A 23,754-nucleotide genomic window follows, 5' to 3' on the forward strand; every position below is an offset into this window, starting at 1 on the left:
GGGCTCAGCTCCACCGCAGCGCCACCAGTTGCACGGTCAGCGCCAGCCGGACGTCCGGGTCGTCCAGGTCCAAGGAGACCAGGGCGAGCAGACGCTTCATCCGGTAGCGCAAGGTGTTCGGGTGGATCCGCAGCTCCCGCGCCGCCGCACGAGGATCGCCGGGGTGGCGAAGCCAGGCGTAGAGCGTGTCGACGTAGCCGGCCTGGTTCTTCTCGTCGTGAACGCGAAGCACGCCGAGCGGGCCCAGCTCCGCCACCTTCGACGCGGCTGCCCCCGTCGCGCCGCGGTGCAGGGCCAGCGCCGTCCACTGCTGGTCGTAGGCGACCACGCGGCCTTCCACGATTCCCGCGCGCAGCAGGCCGAGGGCCTCGTCGGCCTGGGCGCGGGACGTCGGCAGCGCCGTGACGTCGCCGGGGGCGCCGGCAGCCGCCCGGGGGACGCCGCCGCGCCGTGACGCGGGCTGGCCGGCGATCGCGTCGCGCAGCTCGGCCCAGCCGCCGGGGCCGGGCGCGTCCGGGACCACCGCGTACAGCAGCCCGCCCAGCTCGGTCGCCACCGGCCGACGCCCGACGCCCTGCGAGATCCGTTCCAGTAGGGCCAGCCGCAAGCCTTCGGCGTCCCGCCCGTCGCCCCCGGTGACCTCGATGACGACCACGCGATGTGGTTCGTCGGACAGGTCCAGCTCGCCGACCGCGCGTCGGGGACCCGTCCGTCCTTCGAGGACGGCGCGCAGCAATTCGGCGGAAGCGCGGCGCTGGGTGTCCGTGTGCGCGCGACGCCGAAGCAGGTGAAGCGCGACAACGGGTGCGGCATCGGCGAAGGCGGCTGCGCGTTCCTCCGAGACGGGTCCGGCGACCACCGCCCACATCGAACCCAGCAGCTCCCCGCCCATCCGGATGGGCACGATCAGCCGCGGCAGCGTGCCGTCACGCTGGGCCGGCACGAAGATCGTCTGGCGCCCTCGGGAAAGCTCGCGGAAGACGCCGCGGGAGCGGAAGCGCGCGAGCACGTCGTCGGGGATCCGCCGGCCCATGATCGTGGCGACGCGCGCCGGGTCGGTGAGGTCCTGGCGCGCGGAGTAGGCGAGCACCCGGGAGTTGGTGTCCTCGATGGTCACCGGGGCGTCCACCACGGACGCCACCGCGTCGGCCAGCCGGAACAGGTCACCGGACCCGGGGTCACCGCCCTCCTCCAGCGACTCGGACTCGTCGCCGAGCGCGTCCAGCACCGTGCGCAGCAGCCAGACGAGCTGGGCCCACGAGGTCGCCGCGTGCACCTGGACCAGCGCGATCCCGGCGGCCTTGGCCGCCCGCTTGACCGGGGGCCGGGCCGCGAGCGGCGGTTTCAGCAGCACCGCCGCCGCGCCCTGGCCCGCGCTGAGCCGCACCAGCTCCGCCGCGTCGGCCGTCTCCGCCGTGGCCACGCCCAGCACCAGGTCGCCCGCCGCTACCCCGGTGGAGGTGCCGGGCTCGGCGATCACGACGTCGCCGACCGCCGGGCCGTCCTCGGGCAGCTGCAACGCGTGCAGCAGCGTCGGCCCCACCCGGTCGACGACACTGCGCACGGAGACCACGGGGTACATCTTCGCCGAGCCGCCGCCGGCGCGCGAAGCGGTAGCCTCGGCGTCCGTGCGGGAGCGACTGAGGAGGACGTTCGGCGAGGACGCGGCCCGGTACGACCGGGCCCGCCCGGGCTACCCGGCGGCGGTGTTCGAGGACTTCGGCGCGGGCACCCGGGTGCTGGAGATCGGCTGCGGGACCGGGCAGGCGACGGTCGCGCTGGCCGAGCGCGGCTGTGCGGTCACCGCGGTCGAGCTGAGCGCGGACCTGGCCGCCGTGGCCTCGGCCAAGCTGGCCGGTTTCCCCGCGGTCACCGTGGAAACCGGGGATTTCGAGCAGCGCCCGCGCCCGCCCGAGCCGTTCGACGTGGTGCTCGCCGCGACGGCCTTCCACTGGCTCGACCCGCGGACCCGGATGGCCAAGGCCGCGGACGCCCTGCGCGCGGGCGGCACGCTCGCCCTGATCACGACCCACCACGTGGCGGGCGGCAGCGAGCGGTTCTTCGCCGACGTCCAGCGCTGGTACGAACGCTTCGACCCCGCCACCCCGCCCGGCCTGCGCCTGTCCGCGGCCGCGGACGTGCCCACCACCTTCGACGAGTCCGGCCGCTTCGCCCCGCCGCGCTTTCGCCGCTGGGAGTGGGAGCAGGAGTACACGACCGCGGAGTACACCGACCTGCTGATGACCTACTCCAACCACCGCGCGCTGCCGCCGGAGCGCCGCGAAGGTCTCCTCGCCGCGATCACGAGCCTGATCGACGACGAGCACGGCGGCCGGATCACCAAGCGCTACCTGACCGAGCTGGCGACGGCCGTCCGCGCCTGAGGGCCGGCCGGAGGCTTCGATCGGGTGCTCCACGAGGACGGGCACTCCGACCGGCACCGGTTCCTCCCATCCCGTGGGAGCTCTTGGGTGGGCCGTTCGGGGGAGCTAGCTTCGTCCGCGGAGCCGATCCAGTGAGCCGCAAGGAGAATTCGATGCCGGAAGACACCTCGGCCTGGTCCTTCGAGACCAAGCAGATCCACGCGGGCGCGGCGCCGGATCCCACGACCGGGGCCCGCGCGACGCCGATCTACCAGACGACGTCGTACGTCTTCCGGGACAGCCAGCACGGGGCCGACCTGTTCAGCCTGGCCGAGCCGGGCAACATCTACACCCGCATCATGAACCCGACGCAGGACGTGCTGGAGCAGCGGCTCGCCGCCCTCGAAGGCGGCGTGGCCGCGCTCGCGTTCGCTTCCGGCTCCGCCGCCACCACCGCGGCCATCCTCAACCTGGCCAACGCCGGCGACCACTTCGTCTCCAGCCCTTCGCTCTACGGCGGCACCTACAACCTGTTCCACTACACGCTGCCGAAGCTCGGCGTCGAGGTCACCTTCATCGAGGACCAGGACGACCTCGAGCAGTGGCGCGCCGCGGTCCGGCCCAACACCAAGCTGTTCTTCGCCGAGACGCTGGCGAACCCGGGCGGCAACGTGCTCGACGTCCGCGGGGTCGCCGACACCGCGCACGCGGCGGGCGTGCCGCTGGTCGTGGACAACACCGTGCTCACGCCGTACCTGCTGCGCCCGATCGAGCAGGGCGCGGACGTGGTCGTGCACTCGGCCACCAAGTACCTGGGCGGCCACGGCACCACCGTCGCCGGGGTGCTCGTCGACGGCGGCACCTTCGACTTCGGCCGGGACCCGGCCCGGTTCCCGGGCTTCAACGAGGCCGATCCGAGCTACCACGGTCTCAAGTACTGGGAAGCGCTCGGCCCCGGCGCCTACGCGGCCAAGGCGCGCGTGCAGATCCTGCGCGACACCGGCGCGGCCATCGCGCCGTTGAACAGTTTCCTGATCCTGCAGGGCATCGAGACGCTGTCGCTGCGGATCGAGCGGCACGTGGCGAACGCGCAGGCGCTGGCCGAATGGCTGGAGCAGCGCGACGAGGTCGAGAAGGTCTACTACGCCGGGCTGCCGTCGAGCCCGTTCCACGCCGCCGCGCAGAAGTACCTGCCGCGCGGCGCGGGCGCGGTGCTGTCGTTCGACCTGCGCGGCGGCGTGGAGGCGGGCCGCCGGTTCGTGGACGGCACGGAACTGCACAGCCAGCTGGTGAACATCGGTGACGTGCGCAGCCTGATCGTGCACCCCGCGTCGACCACGCACAGCCAGCTGAGCCCCGAGGAGCAGCGGGCCAGCGGCGTCACGCCGGGCCTGGTGCGGCTGTCGGTGGGACTCGAAGGTCTCGAAGACCTGAAGGCCGACCTCGAGGCGGGGTTCCGGGCCGCCAAGGCGGCGCAGTGACCGGTTCCGGCGCCGGCCGCCCGCCCGCCACCGGAGCGTGGCGGGCGGGGGACCCACCCGGAAGGCGGCAGTTCTTCACCGGCCCCGGCGCGCTCGCGCTGGAGGCCGGTGGCTCGCTGCCGTCCTACACCCTCGCCTACGAGACGTGGGGGGAGCTGAACTCCGACGGCTCCAACGCCGTCCTCGTGGAGCACGCCCTGACCGGCGACAGCCACGCGGCCGGCCCCGCGGAGCCCGGTCATCCCAGCGCCGGCTGGTGGGACGGGCTGATCGGGCCCGGCAAGGCGTTCGACACCGAGGAGCTGTTCGTGGTGGTCCCGAACGTGCTCGGCGGCTGCCAGGGCTCGACCGGCCCGTCTTCGCCCGCGGACGACGGACGGCCGTACGGCAGCCGCTTCCCCGTGGTCACGGCGCGGGACCAGGTCCGCGCCGAGGCAGCGCTCGCGGACGCGCTCGGGGTCTACCGCTGGGCCGCCGTGGCGGGCGGGTCGATGGGCGGGATGCGGGCGCTCGAATGGGCGGTCACCACCCCCGGCCGGGTGGATTCGGTGCTGGTGCTGGCGTCGGCGGCGCGGGCTTCGGCCGAGCAGATCGCCTGGGCCGCCCCGCAACTGCACGCCATCCGCGCGGACCCGGGCTGGCACGGCGGCGACTACTACGACCAGCCCGACGGTGCGGGCCCGCACCGCGGCCTCGGCGTCGCCCGCCGGATCGCGCACGTGACCTACCGCAGCGAGCCCGAGCTGGCCCAGCGGTTCGGCCGCCGCCCCCAGGACGGGGAGGACCCGTGGCGGGGCGGCCGGTTCGCGGTGGAGTCCTATTTGGACCACCACGCGGACAAGCTCGCCGAGCGCTTCGACGCGGGCTCCTACGTGGTGCTGACCGAGTCCATGAACACCCACGACGTCGGTCGCGGCCGCGGGGGTCTCGGGGCGGCGCTGGCCCGGGTCACCGCCCGGACCGTGGTCGCCGGGGTGGACAGCGACCGGCTCTACCCGCTGTACCAGTCCGCGGAGATCGCGGGCGCGGTCGGCGGCGAAACCGCGGTGGTCACCTCGCCGCACGGCCACGACTCCTTCCTGATCGAGAGCGGGCAGATCGGCACGCTGGTGAAATCGCTGCTGGGCTGAGCGAGCCCGCCCCCGATGCGCCGATCGGCCCCGGACCCGGCCGTGATCCTTGTAGCCTCGGCCCATGCCGAAGTGGGTGAAGGTCTGCGCCTGGGCGGCCGTGGCCGCGGCGTTGCCGACCGTGCTGTGGCGGGCGGTCGTCGGGTTCGGCCTCCCCCTGGGAACCCCGCAGTCCTGGCGGGCCTTCCAGCACATCCCCGGCTCGGGCACCGCCTACGTGCTCACCCTGTCCGCGATCCAGCTCCTGGCCGCGCTGGCCACGCTGCGGCTGGCCCGGCCGGAGGGCGACCGGCTGCCGTGGGGCCGGCGCTTGCCCCGGTGGGGGGTCGCGGCCATCGCCTTCGGCGGCGCGGCCGTGCTGTTCGTCCTCTGCGCCCTCTCCGCGGTGAACTTCGGCCGGGTGGACCCGTTCGCGGGCCGGGCCTGGGACGGCTGGCGGGCCCTCTGCCTCGGCTGCTACCTCTGCGCCCCGCTGTGGCCGGTGTTCCTCCTGGTGACGACCGTGGGGTACCTGAGGCACCGACCCGGCTAGGGGCGCGCCGGTTCAGCCCTCGACGGCGTCGGAGATCCAGTCCGCCACCGGCAGGTCCCGCTCCAGGCATTCGACCGACAGCCGGATGGTCCAGCGCAGGGCCTGCAGGACCAGGCTGTCGACCTCGTTCGGGGCGGCGTTGGCCAGTGCGATCTCCACCTGCTCCTGCGCGGCGGCGGTGTTGCCGTGGACTTCGGCGAGCAGGGTGCGGACGGCGGTGCGCACCGGCGGGTCGGCCTGGTCGATGGAGACCTCTTCGCCGTCCTCGTCGAAGACCTGGACCTTCACCGGGGCCGTCCCGCCGTCACCGAGCGTGGACACCATGGTGCTGCATTCGCCGAACAGCAGCAGCATCAGCGCCTTGGTTTCGTCCGAGCGCTCCTTCGGCTCTTCGGAAGAGGGCGTGACTTCGTCGAGCGCTTCGGCGTCCTCGCCGATGCTGATGGCGACGAGCGCGCGTTGCGCTTTTTCGACGAGCCGCCGTTCGTCCTCGCTCCGGTCCGGGGTCACCCACCCATCAAACACCAGCACCGGCATTCGCGGGATACCCCGAATCCGGCGGATCAGCCGGCCGCCGAAAGCGCGCCCAGCGCGAGCCGGCAGAGCAGGTCGGCCAGTTCGCCGTCACCGAGATGGCGGTTGTACGGCGTCGAATTGATCAAGCCGAACACGGCGTGTGCGGCCGAGCGGGCCTGTCGTTCCTCCAGGCCGGGCACGGCGTCACGGATGGCTCCCACCCAGACCTCGACGTACTGGCGTTGCAGGGCCCGAACCTGCTTGCGGTCACTGTCGGTGAGGTTGGCCAGGTTCCGCTCCTGGACCGTGATCAGCGCCGGGTGGTCGAGCGCGAAGTCCACGTGGAACCGCACCAGCGCGGCCAGCAGCTCCCCGGACGGGCCGCCGACGGCCGCGCGCCGGGTGCCGCCGTCGAGCAGGTAGTGGCTGATCGAGTTCAGCATCTCGCCGAGAATGGCGTCCTTGCTGCGGAAGTGCCGGTACAGCGCGGGGCCGGAGATGCCCACCGCGGCGCCGATGTCGTCGATGCCCACCCCGTGGAAGCCGTGGTGGGCGAACAGCTCGGCCGCGGCGGTCATGATCTGTTCCCGCCTGTTCGCCTTCTCGCCCGTGACGAGGGGGGTGGGGTTCGCCGGCATCCGGCCATAGTAGGGCCGCCGGTTAGCGAGCGCTAACCTCCGGTTCCGCTCATCGCTTGGGCCAACCGGCCGTACCGGCACTTCTAGGGGTTTGCGGTGGGGAAACCACCTGGTATTGCTTTACCTCGTTGAGCCGTCACGACAGGAGTGACCCATGGCTGTTGCCACCCGTCCCACCACTCGAAACATGCAACGGATGTGCGCGGCCCTGGGGGTCGCCCTGCTCGCTTGCCTCGGTCTGACCGGAGCCGCCCAAGCGGCCCCGGCCAGCTACACGGCCCTCGGCGACTCCTACTCCTCGGGAGTCGGCGCCGGGAGCTACGGCAGCTCCGGCAGCTGCAAGCGCAGCGCCAACGCCTACGGCCAGCTGTGGGCGAACGCCCACAGCGGCACCACGTTCACCTTCCTCGCCTGCTCCGGGGCGAAGACCTCGGACGTGCTGACCCAGATCGGCTCGATGCCGTCGAGCGCCACCCTGGTGACGCTGACCGTCGGGGGCAACGACGCCGGTTTCTCCGACGTGATCACCACCTGCACCCTCAACGGGGACCAGGACTGCGTCGACCGGGTGAACACCGCGAAGACCTACGCCAAGAACACCCTGCCCGCCCTGCTGGACAAGGTCTACGCGGCGGTCAAGGCGAAGGCGCCCGGCGCCAAGCTCGTGGTGCTGTCCTACCCGCGCTTCTACACCGTGCCCGGCTCGTGCAGCGTGGGCCTGAGCGACACCAAGCGGTCCGCGATCAACTCCGGCGCGGACACCCTGGCCGGGGTGATCTCGGCCCGGGCCTCGGCCGCCGGCGCCCAGTTCGTGGACGTCCGGCCCGCGTTCGACGGGCACAACATCTGCTCCTCGGCCAGTGACTACCTGCACAGCCTGACCTTCCCGGTGGACGAGTCCTACCACCCGACGGCGGCCGGGCAGCGCGGCGGCTACTACGCCCCGCTGACCTCCGCGATCGGCTGACCCCCGCCCCACCCCCGGCTCGTGGGTGGTCAGGGCGGCCGACGCCGTCCTGACCACCCACGAGCCTTTTCGCGCGTCACCGGGGGCTCCGCTGGACACTCCGGTTAGCGGTCGCTAACATCCGCAGGGAAGTTAACGACCGCTAACCTCGTGACGGGGAGTCATGGACACGCCGGTACTGAGCAGCTCCGCGGATCCGCGCAGTGATCCGTTCGCCCGCAGCGTCACCTCGCACGGCGAGCTGGTGGAGGACTTGCGCGAGCGGCTGGCCGCCGCCCGTCTCGGCGGGCCGGAGAAATCGCGCGCGCGGCACGTCGAGCGGGGCAAGCTGCTGCCGCGCGACCGCGTCGACACCCTGCTGGACCCGGGCTCGCCGTTCCTGGAGCTGTCCCCGCTGGCGGCGAACGGGCTCTACGACGACGAGGCCCCGGCCGCCGGGGTGATCACCGGGATCGGGCGGGTGTCCGGCCGCGAGTGCGTGATCGTGGCCAACGACGCCACCGTCAAGGGCGGCACCTACTACCCGCTCACGGTGAAGAAGCACCTGCGCGCCCAGGAAGTGGCGCTGCACAACAACCTGCCCTGCATCTACCTGGTCGACTCGGGTGGCGCGTTCCTGCCGCGCCAGGACGACGTGTTCCCCGACCGGGAGCACTTCGGCCGCATCTTCTACAACCAGGCCACCATGTCCGCCCGCGGCATCCCGCAGATCGCCGCCGTGCTCGGCTCGTGCACCGCGGGCGGCGCCTACGTGCCCGCCATGAGCGACGAGGCGGTGATCGTGCGCAACCAGGGGACGATCTTCCTCGGCGGCCCGCCGCTGGTGAAGGCCGCGACCGGCGAGGTGGTCACGGCCGAGGAACTGGGCGGCGGCGACGTGCACTCGCGCCAGTCCGGCGTCACCGACCACCTGGCCGACGACGACGCGCACGCGCTGCGCATCGTCCGCTCCATCGTCTCCACCCTCGGCCCGCGCTCGCCGCGGCCGTGGGACGTGCGGCCGGTCGAGGAGCCGGCCGTCGACCCGCGTGAGCTCTACGGCGTGGTGCCGGCCGATCCGCGCACGCCGTACGACGTCCGCGAGGTGATCGCCCGGATCACCGACGGCAGCCGGTTCGCGGAGTTCAAGAAGGAGTACGGCTCGACGCTGGTCACCGGTTTCGCGCACGTCCACGGCCACCCGGTCGGCATCGTCGCGAACAACGGCGTGCTGTTCGCCGAGTCGGCGATGAAGGGCGCGCACTTCATCGAGCTGTGCGACCGGCGGTCGATCCCGCTGCTGTTCCTGCAGAACATCACCGGCTTCATGGTCGGCCGGGCCTACGAGGCGGGCGGCATCGCCAAGCACGGCGCCAAGATGGTCACCGCCGTGGCCTGCGCCCGGGTGCCGAAGTTCACCGTGGTGATCGGCGGCTCGTTCGGCGCCGGCAACTACTCGATGTGCGGCCGGGCCTACTCGCCCCGGTTCCTGTGGATGTGGCCCAACGCGCGGATCTCCGTGATGGGCGGGGAGCAGGCCGCCTCGGTGCTCTCGACGGTCCGCCGCGACGCGATCGAGGGCCGCGGCGGCGAGTGGTCGGCCGAGGACGAAGAGGCGTTCAAGGACCCGATCCGCGAGCAGTACGAGGCCCAGGGCAGCCCGTACTACTCCACCGCGCGGTTGTGGGACGACGGGGTGATCGACCCGGCGGACACCCGCACGGTGCTCGGGCTCGCGCTGTCGGCCGCGGCCAACGCGCCCCTGCCCGAGGTCAACTACGGCGTCTTCCGGATGTGATGAGCGTGTTCAGCACTGTTTTGGTGGCCAACCGCGGCGAGATCGCGGTGCGCGTGATCCGTTCGCTGCGCGCGCTCGGCGTCCGCTCCGTCGCGGTGTACAGCGACGCGGACGCGGACGCGAAGCACGTGCGTGAGGCGGACACCGCGGTCCGCATCGGCCCGGCCGAGGCGGCGAAGAGCTATTTGTCGATACCGGCGATCGTGCGGGCGGCGCGGGACACCGGCGCGCAGGCCGTGCACCCCGGTTACGGCTTCCTGGCCGAGAACGCCGGGTTCGCCCGCGCTTGCGAGGAGGCCGGGCTGGTTTTCATCGGGCCGCCGCCGAGCGCGATCGACGCGATGGGCGACAAGATCCGGGCCAAGGCCACGGTGTCCGCGGCCGGGGTCCCGGTGGTGCCCGGATCGTCCGATGTGGACATACCCGAGGGCGGTTTCGCCCAGGCCGCCGCCGAGGTCGGCTACCCACTGCTGCTCAAGCCCTCGGCCGGCGGCGGGGGCAAGGGCATGCGGCTGGTGCACGGGGAGTCCGAATTGGACGCCGCGATCGAGTCCGCGCGGCGTGAGGCCAAGGGCTCCTTCGGCGACGACACGTTGCTGATGGAGCGGTTCGTGACCACCCCGAGGCACATCGAGATCCAGGTGCTGGCCGACGCGCACGGGACCGTGCTGCACCTCGGCGAGCGCGAGTGCAGCCTGCAGCGGCGGCACCAGAAGATCATCGAAGAGGCTCCGTCGGTGCTGCTCGACGAGGCCCGGCGCGCGAAGATGGGCTCGGCCGCGGCCGAAGCCGCGCGCTCGGTGGGCTACGTCGGAGCCGGCACCGTCGAGTTCATCCTGTCGGCGCACGACCCGGACGAGTTCTTCTTCATGGAGATGAACACCCGGCTGCAGGTCGAGCACCCGGTCACGGAGCTGGTCACCGGGCTGGACCTGGTCGCGTGGCAGGTGCGGATCGCCGCGGGCGAACCGCTGACGCTGCGGCAGGAGGACGTCCGCCTGACCGGGCACGCCGTCGAAGCCCGGGTGTACGCCGAGGACCCGGCCCGCGGGTTCATCCCGACCGGCGGCACGGTGCTGGCCGTCCACGAGCCCTCCGGCGAGGGCGTGCGCGTCGACTCGTGGATGACCGAGGGGGCCGTGGTCGGCTCGAACTACGACCCGATGCTGGCCAAGGTCATCGCCTACGGCCCGGACCGCGCGTCCGCGCTGCACAAGCTGGACCTCGCCCTGGCCGACACCGCGCTGCTGGGCCTGGGCACGAACGTGGCGTTCCTGCGCGGGCTGCTGGCCGACGAGGACGTGCGCGCCGGCCGGCTCGACACTGAGCTGGTGGACCGGCGCCTCGACGATCTGGTTTCGGCCGAGGTCCCGGCGGAGTTCTTCGTGGCCGCGGCGCTGGACCGCCTGCTCGCGCTGCACCCGGTGGGGTCCACTGTGGACCCTTGGGACGTACCGAGCGGCTGGCGCCTCGGGTCCGCGGCCGGGGTGACCTTCCGGCTGCGATCCTCCGGCGCTCAGGCCGTGGTCCGCGTCGAGGGCCCGCCGGCGGACGCCACGGTGTGGGTGGACGACGGTGAGCCGGTGCGGGTTTCGGCCCGGCTCACCGGTGGGGCCCCGGAACCCGGGGTCCTGGAAGTCCGCGGGGCCACCGGGATTCGCCGTTACCGGCGGGCCTCGGGTCCGGATCGGACGGTCTGGCTGGCCTCGGCGGGCCGCAGCTTCGCGTTCGCTGACCAAGAAGTGCGGCTTTCGTCGCGGGGCGAGGCCGCGGGGGCCGGACCGGTCACCAGCCCGATGCCGGGCACCGTGCTCGTGGTGAAGGTCGCCGCCGGTGATGTGGTCAGCGCGGGCACGCCGTTGCTGGTGGTCGAGGCGATGAAGATGGAGCACACCGTGACCGCGCCGGTCGACGGCGTGGTGAGTGCACTGCCCGTCCGCGTCGGCCAGCAGGTCGCACTGGACGAGACGCTGGCCGTGATCGGCCCGAACGAGGAGAAGCAGTGATCGACTTCCGCCTGGACGAAGAGTACGAGTCCCTCCGCAAGACGGTCGAGGACTTCGCGCACGCGGAGGTCGCGCCGGTGATCGGGCCGATGTACGAGAAGGAGGAGTTCCCGTACGAGATCGTGGCCAAGATGGGCGGCATGGGCCTGTTCGGCCTGCCGTTCGCCGAGGAGTTCGGCGGGATGGGCGGTGACTACTTCGCGCTCTGCCTGGCGCTGGAGGAGCTGGCCCGGGTCGATTCCTCGGTGGCCATCACCCTCGAAGCGGGCGTCTCGCTCGGCGCGATGCCGATCTACCGCTTCGGCACGCCGGAGCAGAAGGAGACCTGGCTGCCGGCCCTGTGCTCGGGCGAGGCGCTGGGCGGATTCGGCCTGACCGAACCGGGTGGCGGCTCGGACGCCGGGGCCACCCGCACCCGCGCCAAGCTCGACGGCGAGGACTGGGTGATCAACGGCAGCAAGGCGTTCATCACCAACTCCGGCACCGACATCACCCGGCTGGTCACCGTCACCGCGGTCACCGACGTGATGGAGAACGGGCGCAAGGAGATCTCCGCGATCATCGTGCCGTCGGGGACCCCGGGCTTCGCCGTGGCGCGCAAGTACTCGAAGGTCGGCTGGAACTGCTCGGACACCCACGAACTGTCCTTTTCGGACGTCCGGGTCCCGGCGGAGAACCTGGTCGGCACCCGGGGCCGGGGGTACGCGCAGTTCTTGTCCATCCTGGACGAAGGCCGGGTGGCGATCGCGGCGGTGAGCGTGGGCCTGGCGCAGGGCTGCGTGGACGAGTGCCTGAAGTACGCCAAGGACCGGGTCGCCTTCGGCCACCGCATCGGTGAGTACCAGGCCATCCAGTTCAAGATCGCGGACATGGAGGTCCGTGCGCACACCGCGCGCCTGGCGTACTACCAGGCGGCGTCGAAGATGTTGCGGGGCGAGCCGTTCAAGAAGGAAGCCTCGATCGCGAAGCTGGTGGCTTCCAACGCGGCGATGGACAACGCCCGGGACGCGACGCAGATCTTCGGCGGGTACGGGTTCATGAACGAGTTCCCGGTGGGGCGGTTCTACCGGGACGCGAAGATCCTGGAAATCGGCGAGGGGACGAGCGAGGTTCAGCGGATGCTGATCGCGCGGCATCTCGGAGTGGCTTGAGCCGGTAACCGGGGCCGGGTACGACGGGCCTGATTGCCGGTGAACGGCTCGTCGTTCCTCGCCTTGCTGTAGAACGTCTCGCATGGGGTTCTACCGGGTCCGAGCAGGTGCGGCCGAGCGGGTGCGGCGGAGCGGGAACTGTACATCCGGCTGTTGATCACGTCGCGGAAGTTCGGCGGTCTCGGCGTCGGCGCCCGGCTGCTCGAGTACGCCCGTGACGAGGCGAAACGACGCGGCATCGGCCTGCTCCGCGTCGACTGCTGGGCCGGTGGCGACGGCGAGCTCCAGCGCTACTACGAGGGCCGGGGCTTCACCTCGACGGTCCGCTTCGACGTGGAGGGGTGGGTCGGGCAGGTGTTCGAGCAGCGCGTGGATTGAGTCGGGCCGGTGGTCCCGGACGCTCGGACGGGACGTCGTGGGCGCGAGAAGCGCCCGGCCGGCGGCTGGCGCGGTCGACGTGGCCGGGGCACCATGTTGACATAACGACAACAGGTCCCGACGACGCCGAAGGAGCCCGCCATGGCCAGGCCGCCGCGCGCACTCACCGGAAAGGTCGTCGTCATCACCGGAGGGGCCCGGGGCATCGGCGCCAGTACCGCGTCGGCGCTCAGCCGGCTCGGGGCGCGGGTGGTGATCGGCGATCTCGACCAGGTCCGGGCCGAGCGGACGGCAGCCGGGCTCGGCGCGGAAGCGCTACCGCTCGACGTCACCGACACCGCGGCGTTCACCCGGTTCCTCGACGAGGTCGAGGACCGGGCCGGGCCGATCGACGTGCTGATCAACAACGCCGGCATCATGCCGCTCGCGCCGCTGGCCGAGGAGGACGACGCGGCCACGCGACGGATGCTGGAGATCAACCTGCACGCGGTCGTCCACGGCACCCGGGAAGCCGTGAGGCGGATGCGGCCACGGGGGACCGGGCACATCGTGAACCTCGCGTCGATGGCCGGTAAGTCCGGATTCCCCGGTGCGGCCACCTATTGCGCGACCAAGCACGCCGTGGTCGGGCTGTCCGAATCGGTGCACCTGGAGCTGCGCGGGACCGGCGTCCGGGTCTCCTGCGTGATGCCCGCGGTGGTGCGCACGGAGCTGGCTTCGGGGCTGGGCGAGGCCCGGTTCATCAAGTCCGTCGGGCCCGAGGACGTGGCCGCGGCGATCGTGGACGCGCTGCGGCGGCCGAAGTTCGACGTGTTCGTCCCGAAGTCCCTGGACTTCACCGGCCGGTTCACGCGGCTGCTCCCGCGCGCGTTCGGCGAATGGTTCGTCCGTGCCCTCGGAGGTGACCGGCTGCTGGCCTCGGCCGCCCACGCCCCGGAACGCGTGGAGTACGAGCGGCGGGCCGCGAACAGCGCGCCCGCGGCCGATCCGGGCCGGTGACGGCCCGGCACTGTCCGAAGTGGACGTGCTTGCCGGGTGCTTGCAACTGTGGCCGGTTGAAGCCGCGCCGCCCGGCACGGCAAGATTGGCCCGGACCCGAGCCCCAGGAGGAACGAGATGGCTGCACCGTCCGCACGGCTGGCCGCCGCGGCTTCGAACGTGGTGGGCAAGGTGCTGCGGGGTGGTGTCGCCGACCTCCGCCCGATGCCGCGGGTGCTCATCGACCAGGGGCCCCACCGGTCGGTCTACCGGATGACCCACGGCGGCTCCGAGGTCTCCGGCCCGCCGGTCCTGCTGGTGCCCCCGCTGGCCGCGCCCGCGCTGTGCTTCGACCTGCGCCGGGGCTGCAGCCTGATCGAGCACCTGGTGCAGGACGGCCGGCGGACGTACCTGGTCGACTACGGCAACGTCGCGTTCGCCGACCGGCGCCTCGGCATCGAGCACTGGATCGACGAGGTGCTGCCGCGCGCGATCCGCAAGGTGAGCGAGGACGCGGGCGGCCAGGGCGTGCACCTGGTTTCCTGGTCACTGGGCGGGATCTTCGCCATGCTGGTCACCGCCGACCAGCCGGCCCTGCCGGTCGAGTCGATCACCGCGATCGGCTCCCCGGTGGACTTCACCGCCATCCCGATCGTCGCGCCGTTCCGCCCGCTGGTGGACCTCACCGGCGGCCACCTGCTCACCCCGATCTACCGCGCGTTCGGCGGCGCACCGTCCTATTTGGTCACCCGGGTGTTCCGCGCGACCGGCATCAGCAAGGAGATCACCAAACCGCTGGCGATCCTGAAGAACCTGGACGACCGCGACTACCTGGCGCAGATCGAGGCCGTGGACCACTTCATGGACAACATGTACGCCTATCCCGGGCGCACGTTCGGCCAGCTTTACCACCGGCTGTTCCGCACGAACGACCTCGCCGAGGGCACCGTGGACCTCAACGGCCGGGTGCTCAGCCTGTCCGACGTGAAGGCCCCGATGCTGGTCGTCGCGGGTGAGAACGACACGATCGCCCCGCGCGCTTCGGTGGAGCGCGTGGTGCAACTGCTGGACAACGCGCCGGAGGTCCGGTTCAGGACCGCCCCCGGCGGGCACCTGGGCGTGCTCACCGGGCGCCGGGCGCGCGGCACCACGTGGGAATACCTGGACGAGTTCCTGAACGACCGGATCGCGTCCGCGGCCGGCTAGCTTTCCGGGGCATGATTTGGCCGAGAGACGAAAACCGCCCGGCCGCCGAGCCCTGATGGGCCAGCGTCCGGGCGGCTTTTCTTCGCGTCACGATTACTTGAGCTGAGCCGAGGACTTCCCGAGGATCCGGCGGGCCACGATGAGCTGCTGGATCTGCTGCGTGCCTTCGAAGATGTCCAGGATCTTCGCGTCCCGGGCCCACTTCTCCAGCAAGGACTCCTCCGTGTAGCCGAACACCCCGGCCAGCTCAACGCACTTCAGCGTGATCTCCACGACCGACCGACCGGCCTTGGCCTTCGCCATCGAGGCCTGCAGGGAGTTCGGCCGGCGGTTGTCGGCCATCCACGCGGATTCGAGGGTCAGCAGGTACGCCGACTCGTAGTCGGCCTCCAGCTGGATGAACGTCGCGGCCGCCGCGGGCTGGGTGCCGGAGGGGCGGTCGTAGTCGATCTTCACGCCCGCGGACTCCAGGATCGAGCGCGTCTCGTCCAGGGCCGCGCGGGCCAGGCCGACCGCCATCGCCGCGACCAGGGGGCGGGTGTTGTCGAAGGTCTGCATGACGCCCGCGAAGCCCTTCGCGGTGTCGATTTCCGGGGTGCCCAGGAGGTTTTCGCGCGGGACCCGGCAGTTTTCGAAGCGCAGCACCGCCGTGTCGGACGCGCGGATGCCCAGCTTGTGCTCCACGCGCACGACTTCGAAGCCCGGCGTGCCCTTCTCCACCACGAACGACTTGATCGCGGCGCGGCCCTTCGACTTGTCCAAAGTGGCCCAGACGACCACGGCGTCGGAGCGCTGGCCGGAGGTGACGAAGATCTTCTCGCCGTTGAGGATGTAGTCCTCACCGTCCTCGACCGCCGTGGTGGTGATCGCGGCGGAGTCCGAGCCGCAGTCCGGTTCGGTGATGGCCATCGCGGCCCACAGGCCGGAGAAGCGCTCCAGTTGCTCGTCGGTGGCCACCGAGCCGATGGCCGCGTTGCCGAGACCCTGGCGCGGCATCGAAAGCAGCAGGCCGACGTCGCCCCAGCACATCTCGATCGTGCCGAGGACCACGTTCAGGTTGGCGCCGTTGCGGTTGCCCTTCTTCTCGTCCTGGCCCGAACGGCGGACACCGGCCGCGCCCGCCCCGCCCTCGCCGGAGGAGTTGAGGCCGTCGAGCAGGGCCGCGAACATGTCCAGCTCGGCCGGGTAGGTGTGCTCGGCGCGGTCGTACTTGCGCGAGATCGGCCGGAACACCTCGGCCGCGGCCTGGTACGCCTGGTTGATCAGCGGGCCGGCCTTCTTGGGGGCTTCAAGGTTGATCATGACTGCCTTTCGGGAGAAGTCCTAGAGAAGGACGGCGCCTTCCATGACGCCGATCGCGCGCAGGTCGCGGTACCAGCGCTCCACCGGGTGCTCCTTGACGAAGCCGTGCCCGCCGAGCAGCTGCACCCCCGCGTTGCCGATCTGCATTCCCTTGTCCACGGCCAGTTTCCGGGCCAGCGCGGCCTCACGCGCGTACGGGCGGCCCTGCTCGGCCCGCGCGGCCGCTCGCAGGGTCACCAGGCGCAGGCCCTCCAGCTCGATCGCGATGTCCGCCACCGAGAACGCCACGGCCTGGCGGTGGCTGATCGGCTCGCCGAACGCCGTGCGCTCGTTCACGTACGGCACCACGTAGTCGAGCACGGCCTTCGCCGTCCCGGCCGCGAGCGCCGCCCAGCCCAGCCGCGACAGCCGGACGACCTCGGTGAAGACGTCCGCGTCGGCCCCGCCCAGCAGCGCGCCCGCGGGCAGCGCGACCCGGTCCAGGTGCAGCTTCCCGGTCGCGGCGCCGCGCAGCCCCATGGCCGGCTCGGACTCGACCGACACCCCCGCGTTCGACGATTCCACGAGGAACAGCGCCGGTCCGCGACCTTCCAGGTCGGCCGAAACGATGAACAGCTCGGCTTGGGTGGCGCGGGGCACGAGCGACTTCACGCCGTCGAGCTGGTAGCCCTTGGGCGTGCGCTTCGCCTTGGTGGCGGGCTTGAACGGGTCGAACAGCGGCGCGCGCTCCTGCAGCGCCAGCGCCGCGGCGGGCACCTGCTCGCCGGTGAACGCGGGCAGGTAGTCGGCCTGCTGCTGCTCGTCACCCCAGGCCACCAGCGCGGTGCTGACGGCCGACGGCGCGAGCACGGCCACGGCCAGCCCCAGGTCACCGTGCGCGAGAGCCTCGGCGACCAGCGCGTTCGTGACCACCGAGCGCTCGGTGCCGACGCCGCCGAGCTCTTCGGGGATGCCGAGCAGGCTGATGCCCAGCTCGGCCGCCCGCGTCAGCAGGCCCTCGGGGGCTTCGAGCTTGGCGTCGGCGTCCGCGGCGGAGGGCCGAAGCTGCTCGGCGGCGAACTCGGTCACCGTCTCGACGATGAGCTGCTGGTCTTCGCTCGGGGTCAGATCGAACTGACCCGCGCCCGAGCCGGGGGCCAGCCGGGCGGGCCGGCCCAGCCGCCGCGCCGAGGTGAACGACCGCGTGGCCGCCCCGGCGGCCCGGAACCCGGTCCGGGTCCCCGCCTTGACCAGGTTCTGCACCGGCTCGCGCAGACCGGCCCGGCCGATCAGCCTGCTCCCGGCGAGCCGGGTCAGCGCGGCCAGGCCGATGCCCATCGCGTCTCGTTTCCTTGGCGCTGCCATGTGGCCTCTCCCTCGCGTTACCTACTCACGAGTAGGTTAACCCGAGAAGCCCGGATGCGCCAGTGCGGTCGTGCGCGGCGGCCTCTCGGTGCGCCGGTCGCGGGGTCATCGGCGCGTCGGTTTCCCGACGCCGTTCCCCGAGGGCGAATCGGGCCCGTCGCGGCCGGTGGTGCCCAGCCGGGGACCGCCGATCCCTGGCTGGGCCCGGGGCGGGCGCCGATAATGACGGGATGGACCGTCCCGGAATGGCCGACTTCCTGCGCCGGCGGCGTGAGGCACTACAGCCCGCCGACGTCGGCCTGCCCAAGGGCCCGCGGCGGCGCACCAGCGGGCTGCGCCGCGAGGAGGTGGCGGCGCTGTCCGGGATGTCGGCCGACTACTACACCCGCTTGGAGCAGCGGCGCGGGCCGCAGCCGTCGGAACCGATGCTGGCCGCGATCGCTCGCGGGCTGCGGCTCTCGGCCGACGAACGCGACCACCTGTTCCGCTTGGCCGGCCACGGCACGCCGACCCGGGTGGCGCGCTCGGGCCACGTGAGCCCGGCGTTGCTGCGAGTGCTCGACCGGCTCGAGGACACCCCGGCGATGGTGCTGTCCGACCTCGGCGAAACGCTCGCGCAGAACCGTCTCGCGGCCGCCCTGCTCGGGGACCACAGCGGGTACGAAGGGCTGGCTCGCAGCTCGATCTACCGATGGTTCACCCATCCGGCCGAGCGCGCGATCTACCCCGGCGGCTACCACGACCAGTACGCGCGCGAAATCGTCGCGAACCTCCGCGCGGCAGCCTCCCGCAACGGCCGCGACGCCCGCGTCGCCGAGCTGGTGCGGGAGCTTTCGGCGCGCAGCGTCGAGTTCGCCCGGCTGTGGGAACGGCACGAGGTCGGCCTGAAACCCGCGCGGCGCAAGGTGATCGTCCATCCGGAGCTGGGCGGCATCGAGCTGGACTGCCAGTTCCTCTTCACCGACGACCTCGCCCAGGCCCTGCTGGTCTTCACCGCCACGCCCGGTACCGAGGACTACGACCGGCTGGCGCTGCTGGGGGTGATCGGCCAGCTGGCGGGGCGCTGACCCGGCGGCCGGCCGCGATCAGCGGCTCAGTCCAGCCCCAGCACGGCGTGCAGCAGCGTGGTCAGCTCGGCCTGCAGGTGGGGCCGCCCGGAGACGCGGCGGGTGCGGCTGAGGTCGTTGGCCACGGTCAGGGCCGCGTGGACGCGGACCTTCGCTTCGCGCGCCGGCAGGCCGGGGTGGACGGCGGTGAGCAGGGTGAGCCACTGGGCGACGTAATCGCGCTGGATGCGCAGCAGGTCGGCCTTGTCCCGATCCGGCATGGTGACGCGGTCGGCGGTGAAGGAGACCAGCAGCTCCGGCGTGTGCAGCAGGGTGTGGACGTAGGACGCGGCCAGGCGGCGCAGGCCGGTTTCCTCGTCCAGGGCTCGGAGGGCCTGCTCGGCGGCCAGCGCGAGGCGGTCGGCGGCGCGGTGGCCGATGGCGACCATCAGCGCGGCCTTGCTCGGGAAGTGGCGGTAGACGCTCGGGCCGGCGATCCCCGCCGCCGCGCCGATGTCCTCCATGCTGACCGCGTGGAAGCCGCGTTCGGCGAACAGGGCCGTGGCCGCGGCCAGCACCTGCTCCCGGCGCGACGGGGTGCCGAGCCCCGCGACCGGCGCGGGCGGCGGCGCGGCGGCGTCGGGGAGTGTGGTTCGCAACACTGCCGTCGCCAGTTCCACCAGCAGCCCGATGAACCGTTTCCGGGCCACGGTGGTGTGGTGCACGGACACACTGCCGAACACCGACAGCGCGGCCCAGCACAGCAGCTCGGCCTCCTCGCCCGCCAGCTCGGGCCGGGTGGTGAGCACCGCCTTCGTCCACGCGTCGAGCACCGCGCCGGAGCGGCGGCGGATCTCCCGGCGCTCCTCGCGCGCCAGGTGCGGGCCCTCCCAGCGCCACAACGCGGCGATCTCCCGGCGCTCCACGGCCTGCGTGGCCAGGCCCGTGAGCAGGGCTCGGAGCTGCTCGGCGACCGGTTCGGACGGCACCGAGTCCGTCAGCGCCCCGGCCGTGACCGCCTCCATGTCGTCGATCCCGCCGAGCACGACGTAGGCCAGGATCGCCTGCTTGTCGCTGAAGTGCCGGTACAGCGCGGGCCCGGTGACCCCCGCGGCGGCGGCGATGTCGTTGATCCCCACCCCGTGGAACCCGCGGGCGCGAAACAGCCCGGCGGCGACCGCGGCGAGCTGGGCCTTGCGGTCGCGCGGCCGGGGCGGACGAGCGGGTCGAGTGCTCATGGTGAACCGACCATAGCGTGAAACAGAACACGGGCAACCCGTTGACACCATCAGGTTCTCCGGGTTTATGTTAATGGTCATTAGCACTACTGGCGAGTATGATCGGCGGTGCCGGTACCGTCGGCCGATCCATCGAAGTGTCCATCCAGACGCCCTGCGCGGAGGAGTGTTCAGTGAGTAGCGAGGCCTACATCTACGAGGCGATTCGCACGCCTCGGGGCAAGAACAAGGGCGGTGCGCTGCACGGCACCAAGCCGGTCGACCTGGTGGCCGGCCTGATCGAAGAGCTCAAGGTCCGCCACCCGAACCTCGACCCCGCCGCCATCGACGACATCGTGCTCGGCGTCGTGTCCCCGGTGGGCGAGCAGGGCGCCGACATCGCGCGCACGGCCGCGCTGGTCTCCGGACTGCCCGAGACGGTCGCGGGCGTGCAGCTCAACCGGTTCTGCGCGTCCGGTCTGGAGGCCACCAACACCGCGGCGCAGAAGGTGCGCTCGGGCTGGGACGAGCTGATCATCGCCGGCGGCGTCGAGTCGATGTCGCGGGTGCCGATGGGCTCCGACGGCGGCGCGCTGTTCATGGACCCGGCCACCTCCTACGACCAGTACATCGTGCCGCAGGGCATCGGCGCCGACCTGATCGCGACCATGGAGGGCTTCTCCCGCGAGGACGTCGACCGCTTCGCCGTGCGTTCGCAGGAGAAGGCCGAGGCGGCCTGGTCCGGCGGCTACTTCGCCAAGTCCGTGGTACCGGTCAAGGACATCAACGGCGTCACCATCCTCGACCACGACGAGCACCGCCGCCCGGGCAGCACCGTCGAGGGCCTGGGCAAGCTCAAGCCCGCCTTCACCACGATCGGCGACGTGGGCGGGTTCGACGCCGTGGCGCTGCAGAAGTACCACCAGGTCGAGCGGATCGAGCACGTCCACACCGGCGGCAACTCCTCCGGCATCGTCGACGGCGCCGCGCTGGTGCTCGTCGGCAGCGAAGCGGTGGGCAAGACCTTCGGGCTGACGCCGCGGGCACGCATCGTCGCCACCGCGTCGATCGGCTCCGAGCCGACGATCATGCTCACCGGCCCCACCCCGGCCACCGAGAAGGTGCTCAAGACCGCGGGCCTGACCCCGGACGACATCGACCTGTGGGAGCTGAACGAGGCGTTCGCCTCCGTGGTCCTCAAGTGGATGAAGGACCTGCACCTGCCCGAGGAGAAGGTCAACGTCAACGGCGGCGCGATCGCCATGGGCCACCCGCTCGGCGCCACCGGCGCGATGCTGGTCGGCACCGTGGTCGACGAGCTGGAACGCCGCCAGGCGCGCCGCGCGCTGGTGACCCTGTGCATCGGCGGCGGCATGGGCGTCGCGACCATCATCGAGCGGGTGTGAGGACCACAATGGCTGAGAGCAGGACCATCCGCTGGGACCAGGACTCCGACGGCATCGTCACGCTGACCCTGGACGACCCCAACCAGTCGGCGAACACGATGAACGCCGACTTCCGCGAGTCGCTCGGCGTCATCGTCGACCGGCTCGAGGCCGAGAAGGACGACATCACCGGTGTGGTCCTGACTTCGGCGAAGAAGACCTTCTTCGCCGGAGGGGACCTGAACGACCTGATCCGGGCCAAGCCGGAGAACGCGGCCGAGCTCACCGAGTCCAGCGCGCAGATGAAGGGCCGGATGCGCCGCATCGAGCAGCTGGGCAAGCCGGTGGTGGCGGCCATCAACGGCGCCGCGCTCGGCGGCGGACTGGAGATCGCGCTCGCGACGCACCACCGCATCGCGGCCGACGCCAAGGGCAGCCAGATCGGCCTGCCCGAGGTCACCCTGGGCCTGCTGCCCGGCGGTGGCGGCGTGGTCCGCACCGTGCGGCTGCTGGGCATCCAGAGCGCGCTGCTGAACGTGCTGCTGCAGGGCACGCGGCACAAGCCGCGCAAGGCGCTGGAGCTGGGCCTGGTGCACGAGGTGGTGGACACCGTCGAGGAGCTGGTGCCCGCGGCCAAGGCGTGGATCAAGGCGAACCCCGAGGGCGGCGTGCAGCCGTGGGACGTCAAGGGCTACAAGATCCCGGGCGGCACCCCGTCGAACCCGAGCTTCGCGGCGAACCTGCCCGCGTTCCCGGCGAACCTGCGCAAGCAGCTCAAGGGCGCGCCGATGCCGGCCCCGCGCGCGATCCTGTCCGCCGCGATCGAGGGCGCCCAGGTCGACTTCGACACCGCGATCACGGTGGAGACGCGCTACTTCGTGCACCTGGCCACCGGTCAGGTCGCGAAGAACATGACCAAGGCGTTCTTCTTCGACCTGCAGGCGATCAACTCGGGCGGCTCGCGCCCGGTGCCGGAGGCCGCCTCCGCGGGAGGAAGCGCGTCGGCGGGCGTCTTCGAGAAGTACACGGCCAAGAAGGTCGGCGTGCTCGGCGCCGGGATGATGGGCGCCGCGATCGCCTACGTCTCGGCGAAGGCCGGGATCGACGTCGTGCTCAAGGACGTCAGCCAGGAAGCCGCGGACAAGGGCAAGGGCTACGCGGCCAAGATCGAGGAGAAGGCCCTCTCGCGCGGCAAGACCACGCAGGAGAGGTCCGACGCGCTGCTGGCCCGGATCAAGCCGACCGCCGAAGCGGCCGACTTCGCCGGCGTCGACTTCGTGATCGAGGCCGTGTTCGAGAGCGTCGAGCTCAAGCACAAGGTGTTCGGCGAGATCGAGGGCGTCGTGAACGCCGACGCGGTGCTGGGCTCCAACACCTCCACCCTGCCGATCACCACGCTGGCCGAGGGCGTGCGGCGGAGCGAGGACTTCATCGGGATCCACTTCTTCTCGCCGGTGGACAAGATGCCGCTGGTCGAGATCATCTGCGGGGAGAAGACCTCGCCGGCCACGCTGGCCAAGGTCTTCGACTACACCCAGCAGATCAAGAAGACCCCGATCGTCGTCAACGACAGCCGCGGCTTCTTCACCTCGCGCGTGATCGGCACCTTCATCAACGAGGCCGTGGCCGCGCTGGGCGAGGGGGTCGAGCCGGCCACCATCGAGCAGGCGGGCTCGCAGGCCGGCTACCCGGCCCCGCCGTTGCAGCTGATGGACGAGCTGACCCTCACCCTCCCGCGCAAGATCCGCAAGGAAACCCGCGAGGCGATCGAGGCCGCGGGCGGCCAGTGGGAGGCGCACGCCTCCGAGGCCGTGATCGACCGCATGCTGGACGAGTACGACCGCAAGGGCCGCTCCACCGGCGCGGGCTTCTACGAGTACGACGAGAACGGCAAGCGCACCGGCCTCTGGCCCGGTCTGCGCGACGCGTTCAAGTCGGGCACCGCCGAGGTCCCGTTCGAAGACCTCAAGGAGCGCATGCTCTTCGCCGAATCGCTCGAGACGGTGAAGTGCTTCGACGAGGGCGTGCTGAAGACCGTGGCGGACGCCAACATCGGCTCCATCTTCGGCATCGGCTTCCCGGCCTGGACCGGCGGGGTCATCCAGTACATCAACGGCTACCCGGGCGGCCTGCAGGGCTTCGTCGACCGGTCCCGCGAACTGGCCGCCCGCTACGGCGACCACTTCACGCCGCCAGAATCGCTGGTGGCCAAGGCGGCCAAGGGCGAGATCTACGAATAACCGGTTTCCGAAGGTGAAAGGGCCACCTCGCGGGTTTCCGCGGGGTGGCCCTTTCGCTGTGCACTAGGGCCGGTCCTGGTTCTGCGAGCGGAATTTC

At 71.8% G+C, this 23,754-nt stretch carries 19 protein-coding genes and 1 pseudogene; 14 read left to right on the forward strand and 6 right to left on the reverse strand.

Going from position 1 to position 23,754, the window contains the following annotated elements:
- Nucleotides 1–4 precede the first annotated feature (4 nt).
- On the reverse strand, nt 5–1,573 hold the full coding sequence (locus NYF13_RS11805; RefSeq protein WP_315656284.1) for a helix-turn-helix domain-containing protein: 1,569 nt from the start codon (nt 1,571–1,573) through the stop codon (nt 5–7).
- A gap of 55 nt (nt 1,574–1,628) precedes the next feature.
- Between NYF13_RS11805 and NYF13_RS11810 the strand changes: the two genes are divergently transcribed.
- The 4 genes from NYF13_RS11810 (at nt 1,629) to NYF13_RS11825 (ending at nt 5,506) form a co-directional block, all read left to right on the forward strand.
- Nucleotides 1,629–2,384 carry a class I SAM-dependent methyltransferase gene (locus NYF13_RS11810; RefSeq protein WP_315656286.1) on the forward strand — a complete coding sequence of 252 codons (756 nt, stop codon included), beginning with the start codon at nt 1,629–1,631 and terminating at the stop codon, nt 2,382–2,384.
- A 152-nt stretch (nt 2,385–2,536) separates the two neighbouring features.
- Entirely contained in the window at nt 2,537–3,844 is a 1,308-nt protein-coding gene (locus NYF13_RS11815; protein ID WP_315656288.1) for a bifunctional o-acetylhomoserine/o-acetylserine sulfhydrylase, read from the forward strand.
- Nucleotides 3,841–4,974 carry a homoserine O-acetyltransferase gene (locus NYF13_RS11820; protein WP_315656289.1) on the forward strand — a complete coding sequence of 378 codons (1,134 nt, stop codon included), beginning with the start codon at nt 3,841–3,843 and terminating at the stop codon, nt 4,972–4,974. Before NYF13_RS11815 ends, NYF13_RS11820 begins: the two co-directional genes overlap by 4 nt.
- A gap of 64 nt (nt 4,975–5,038) precedes the next feature.
- Entirely contained in the window at nt 5,039–5,506 is a 468-nt protein-coding gene (locus NYF13_RS11825; RefSeq protein WP_315656290.1) for a hypothetical protein, read from the forward strand.
- Nucleotides 5,507–5,518: 12 nt separating this feature from the next.
- Here NYF13_RS11825 and NYF13_RS11830 read toward each other — a convergent pair whose 3' ends face one another.
- A complete protein-coding gene (locus NYF13_RS11830) occupies nt 5,519–6,016 on the reverse strand; it encodes a hypothetical protein (protein WP_315656291.1) in 498 nt (165 codons plus the stop codon).
- Nucleotides 6,017–6,069: 53 nt separating this feature from the next.
- Nucleotides 6,070–6,660 carry a TetR/AcrR family transcriptional regulator gene (locus NYF13_RS11835; RefSeq protein WP_315656292.1) on the reverse strand — a complete coding sequence of 197 codons (591 nt, stop codon included), beginning with the start codon at nt 6,658–6,660 and terminating at the stop codon, nt 6,070–6,072.
- 196 nt (nt 6,661–6,856) lie between these two features.
- Between NYF13_RS11835 and NYF13_RS11840 the strand changes: the two genes are divergently transcribed.
- From NYF13_RS11840 to NYF13_RS11870, 7 genes and pseudogenes are all read left to right on the forward strand, one after another.
- The gene (locus NYF13_RS11840) at nt 6,857–7,627 is read left to right on the forward strand and encodes an SGNH/GDSL hydrolase family protein (protein ID WP_315656293.1); all 771 of its coding nucleotides are present in this window, start codon (nt 6,857–6,859) and stop codon (nt 7,625–7,627) included.
- Nucleotides 7,628–7,790: 163 nt separating this feature from the next.
- The gene (locus NYF13_RS11845; protein WP_315656295.1) at nt 7,791–9,404 is read left to right on the forward strand and encodes a carboxyl transferase domain-containing protein; all 1,614 of its coding nucleotides are present in this window, start codon (nt 7,791–7,793) and stop codon (nt 9,402–9,404) included.
- 5 nt (nt 9,405–9,409) lie between these two features.
- Entirely contained in the window at nt 9,410–11,410 is a 2,001-nt protein-coding gene (locus NYF13_RS11850; protein ID WP_315656296.1) for an acetyl-CoA carboxylase biotin carboxylase subunit, read from the forward strand.
- The gene (locus NYF13_RS11855; RefSeq protein ID WP_315656297.1) at nt 11,407–12,561 is read left to right on the forward strand and encodes an acyl-CoA dehydrogenase family protein; all 1,155 of its coding nucleotides are present in this window, start codon (nt 11,407–11,409) and stop codon (nt 12,559–12,561) included. Before NYF13_RS11850 ends, NYF13_RS11855 begins: the two co-directional genes overlap by 4 nt.
- Nucleotides 12,562–12,690: 129 nt before the next feature.
- Nucleotides 12,691–12,939 (forward strand): annotated as a pseudogene (locus tag NYF13_RS11860) (GNAT family N-acetyltransferase); the annotation flags it as partial.
- A 141-nt stretch (nt 12,940–13,080) separates the two neighbouring features.
- Entirely contained in the window at nt 13,081–13,938 is an 858-nt protein-coding gene (locus tag NYF13_RS11865) for an SDR family oxidoreductase (protein ID WP_315656298.1), read from the forward strand.
- 117 nt (nt 13,939–14,055) lie between these two features.
- Nucleotides 14,056–15,123 carry an alpha/beta fold hydrolase gene (locus NYF13_RS11870; RefSeq protein ID WP_315656299.1) on the forward strand — a complete coding sequence of 356 codons (1,068 nt, stop codon included), beginning with the start codon at nt 14,056–14,058 and terminating at the stop codon, nt 15,121–15,123.
- A 93-nt stretch (nt 15,124–15,216) separates the two neighbouring features.
- Here NYF13_RS11870 and NYF13_RS11875 read toward each other — a convergent pair whose 3' ends face one another.
- Nucleotides 15,217–16,425 (reverse strand): acyl-CoA dehydrogenase family protein, encoded by a 1,209-nt coding sequence (locus tag NYF13_RS11875; protein WP_315656300.1) that lies wholly within the window; start codon nt 16,423–16,425, stop codon nt 15,217–15,219.
- Between the two features lie 21 nt (nt 16,426–16,446).
- Nucleotides 16,447–17,742: an acyl-CoA dehydrogenase family protein gene (locus NYF13_RS11880; RefSeq protein WP_315657317.1), complete on the reverse strand. Its 1,296-nt coding sequence runs from the start codon at nt 17,740–17,742 to the stop codon at nt 16,447–16,449.
- Nucleotides 17,743–17,999: 257 nt separating this feature from the next.
- On the opposite strand from NYF13_RS11880, the gene NYF13_RS11885 reads away from it, so the two are divergent.
- Nucleotides 18,000–18,836: a helix-turn-helix transcriptional regulator gene (locus tag NYF13_RS11885; RefSeq protein WP_315656301.1), complete on the forward strand. Its 837-nt coding sequence runs from the start codon at nt 18,000–18,002 to the stop codon at nt 18,834–18,836.
- A 26-nt stretch (nt 18,837–18,862) separates the two neighbouring features.
- Here NYF13_RS11885 and NYF13_RS11890 read toward each other — a convergent pair whose 3' ends face one another.
- Nucleotides 18,863–20,053, reverse strand: a complete 1,191-nt coding sequence (locus NYF13_RS11890) for a helix-turn-helix domain-containing protein (RefSeq protein WP_315656303.1) — start codon at nt 20,051–20,053, stop codon at nt 18,863–18,865.
- Nucleotides 20,054–20,226: 173 nt separating this feature from the next.
- On the opposite strand from NYF13_RS11890, the gene NYF13_RS11895 reads away from it, so the two are divergent.
- On the forward strand, nt 20,227–21,438 hold the full coding sequence (locus tag NYF13_RS11895) for an acetyl-CoA C-acetyltransferase (protein WP_315656305.1): 1,212 nt from the start codon (nt 20,227–20,229) through the stop codon (nt 21,436–21,438).
- 8 nt (nt 21,439–21,446) lie between these two features.
- Entirely contained in the window at nt 21,447–23,657 is a 2,211-nt protein-coding gene (locus NYF13_RS11900) for a 3-hydroxyacyl-CoA dehydrogenase NAD-binding domain-containing protein (protein WP_315656307.1), read from the forward strand.
- Nucleotides 23,658–23,754: the final 97 nt, after the last annotated feature.

This window comes from Amycolatopsis sp. PS_44_ISF1 (genome assembly GCF_032335455.1).
Taxonomy (GTDB): Bacteria; Actinomycetota; Actinomycetes; order Mycobacteriales; family Pseudonocardiaceae; genus Amycolatopsis.

Coding starts and splice junctions, on each gene's coding strand:
- NYF13_RS11815 (WP_315656288.1), top strand. CDS start 2,537: ATGCCGGAAGACACCTCGGCCTGGTCCTTCGAGACCAAGCAGATCCAC.
- NYF13_RS11825 (WP_315656290.1), top strand. CDS start 5,039: ATGCCGAAGTGGGTGAAGGTCTGCGCCTGGGCGGCCGTGGCCGCGGCG.
- NYF13_RS11835 (WP_315656292.1), bottom strand. CDS start 6,660: ATGCCGGCGAACCCCACCCCCCTCGTCACGGGCGAGAAGGCGAACAGG.
- NYF13_RS11840 (WP_315656293.1), top strand. CDS start 6,857: ATGTGCGCGGCCCTGGGGGTCGCCCTGCTCGCTTGCCTCGGTCTGACC.
- NYF13_RS11845 (WP_315656295.1), top strand. CDS start 7,791: ATGGACACGCCGGTACTGAGCAGCTCCGCGGATCCGCGCAGTGATCCG.
- NYF13_RS11865 (WP_315656298.1), top strand. CDS start 13,081: ATGGCCAGGCCGCCGCGCGCACTCACCGGAAAGGTCGTCGTCATCACC.
- NYF13_RS11870 (WP_315656299.1), top strand. CDS start 14,056: ATGGCTGCACCGTCCGCACGGCTGGCCGCCGCGGCTTCGAACGTGGTG.
- NYF13_RS11875 (WP_315656300.1), bottom strand. CDS start 16,425: ATGATCAACCTTGAAGCCCCCAAGAAGGCCGGCCCGCTGATCAACCAG.
- NYF13_RS11880 (WP_315657317.1), bottom strand. CDS start 17,742: ATGGGCATCGGCCTGGCCGCGCTGACCCGGCTCGCCGGGAGCAGGCTG.
- NYF13_RS11885 (WP_315656301.1), top strand. CDS start 18,000: ATGGACCGTCCCGGAATGGCCGACTTCCTGCGCCGGCGGCGTGAGGCA.
- NYF13_RS11890 (WP_315656303.1), bottom strand. CDS start 20,053: ATGAGCACTCGACCCGCTCGTCCGCCCCGGCCGCGCGACCGCAAGGCC.
- NYF13_RS11900 (WP_315656307.1), top strand. CDS start 21,447: ATGGCTGAGAGCAGGACCATCCGCTGGGACCAGGACTCCGACGGCATC.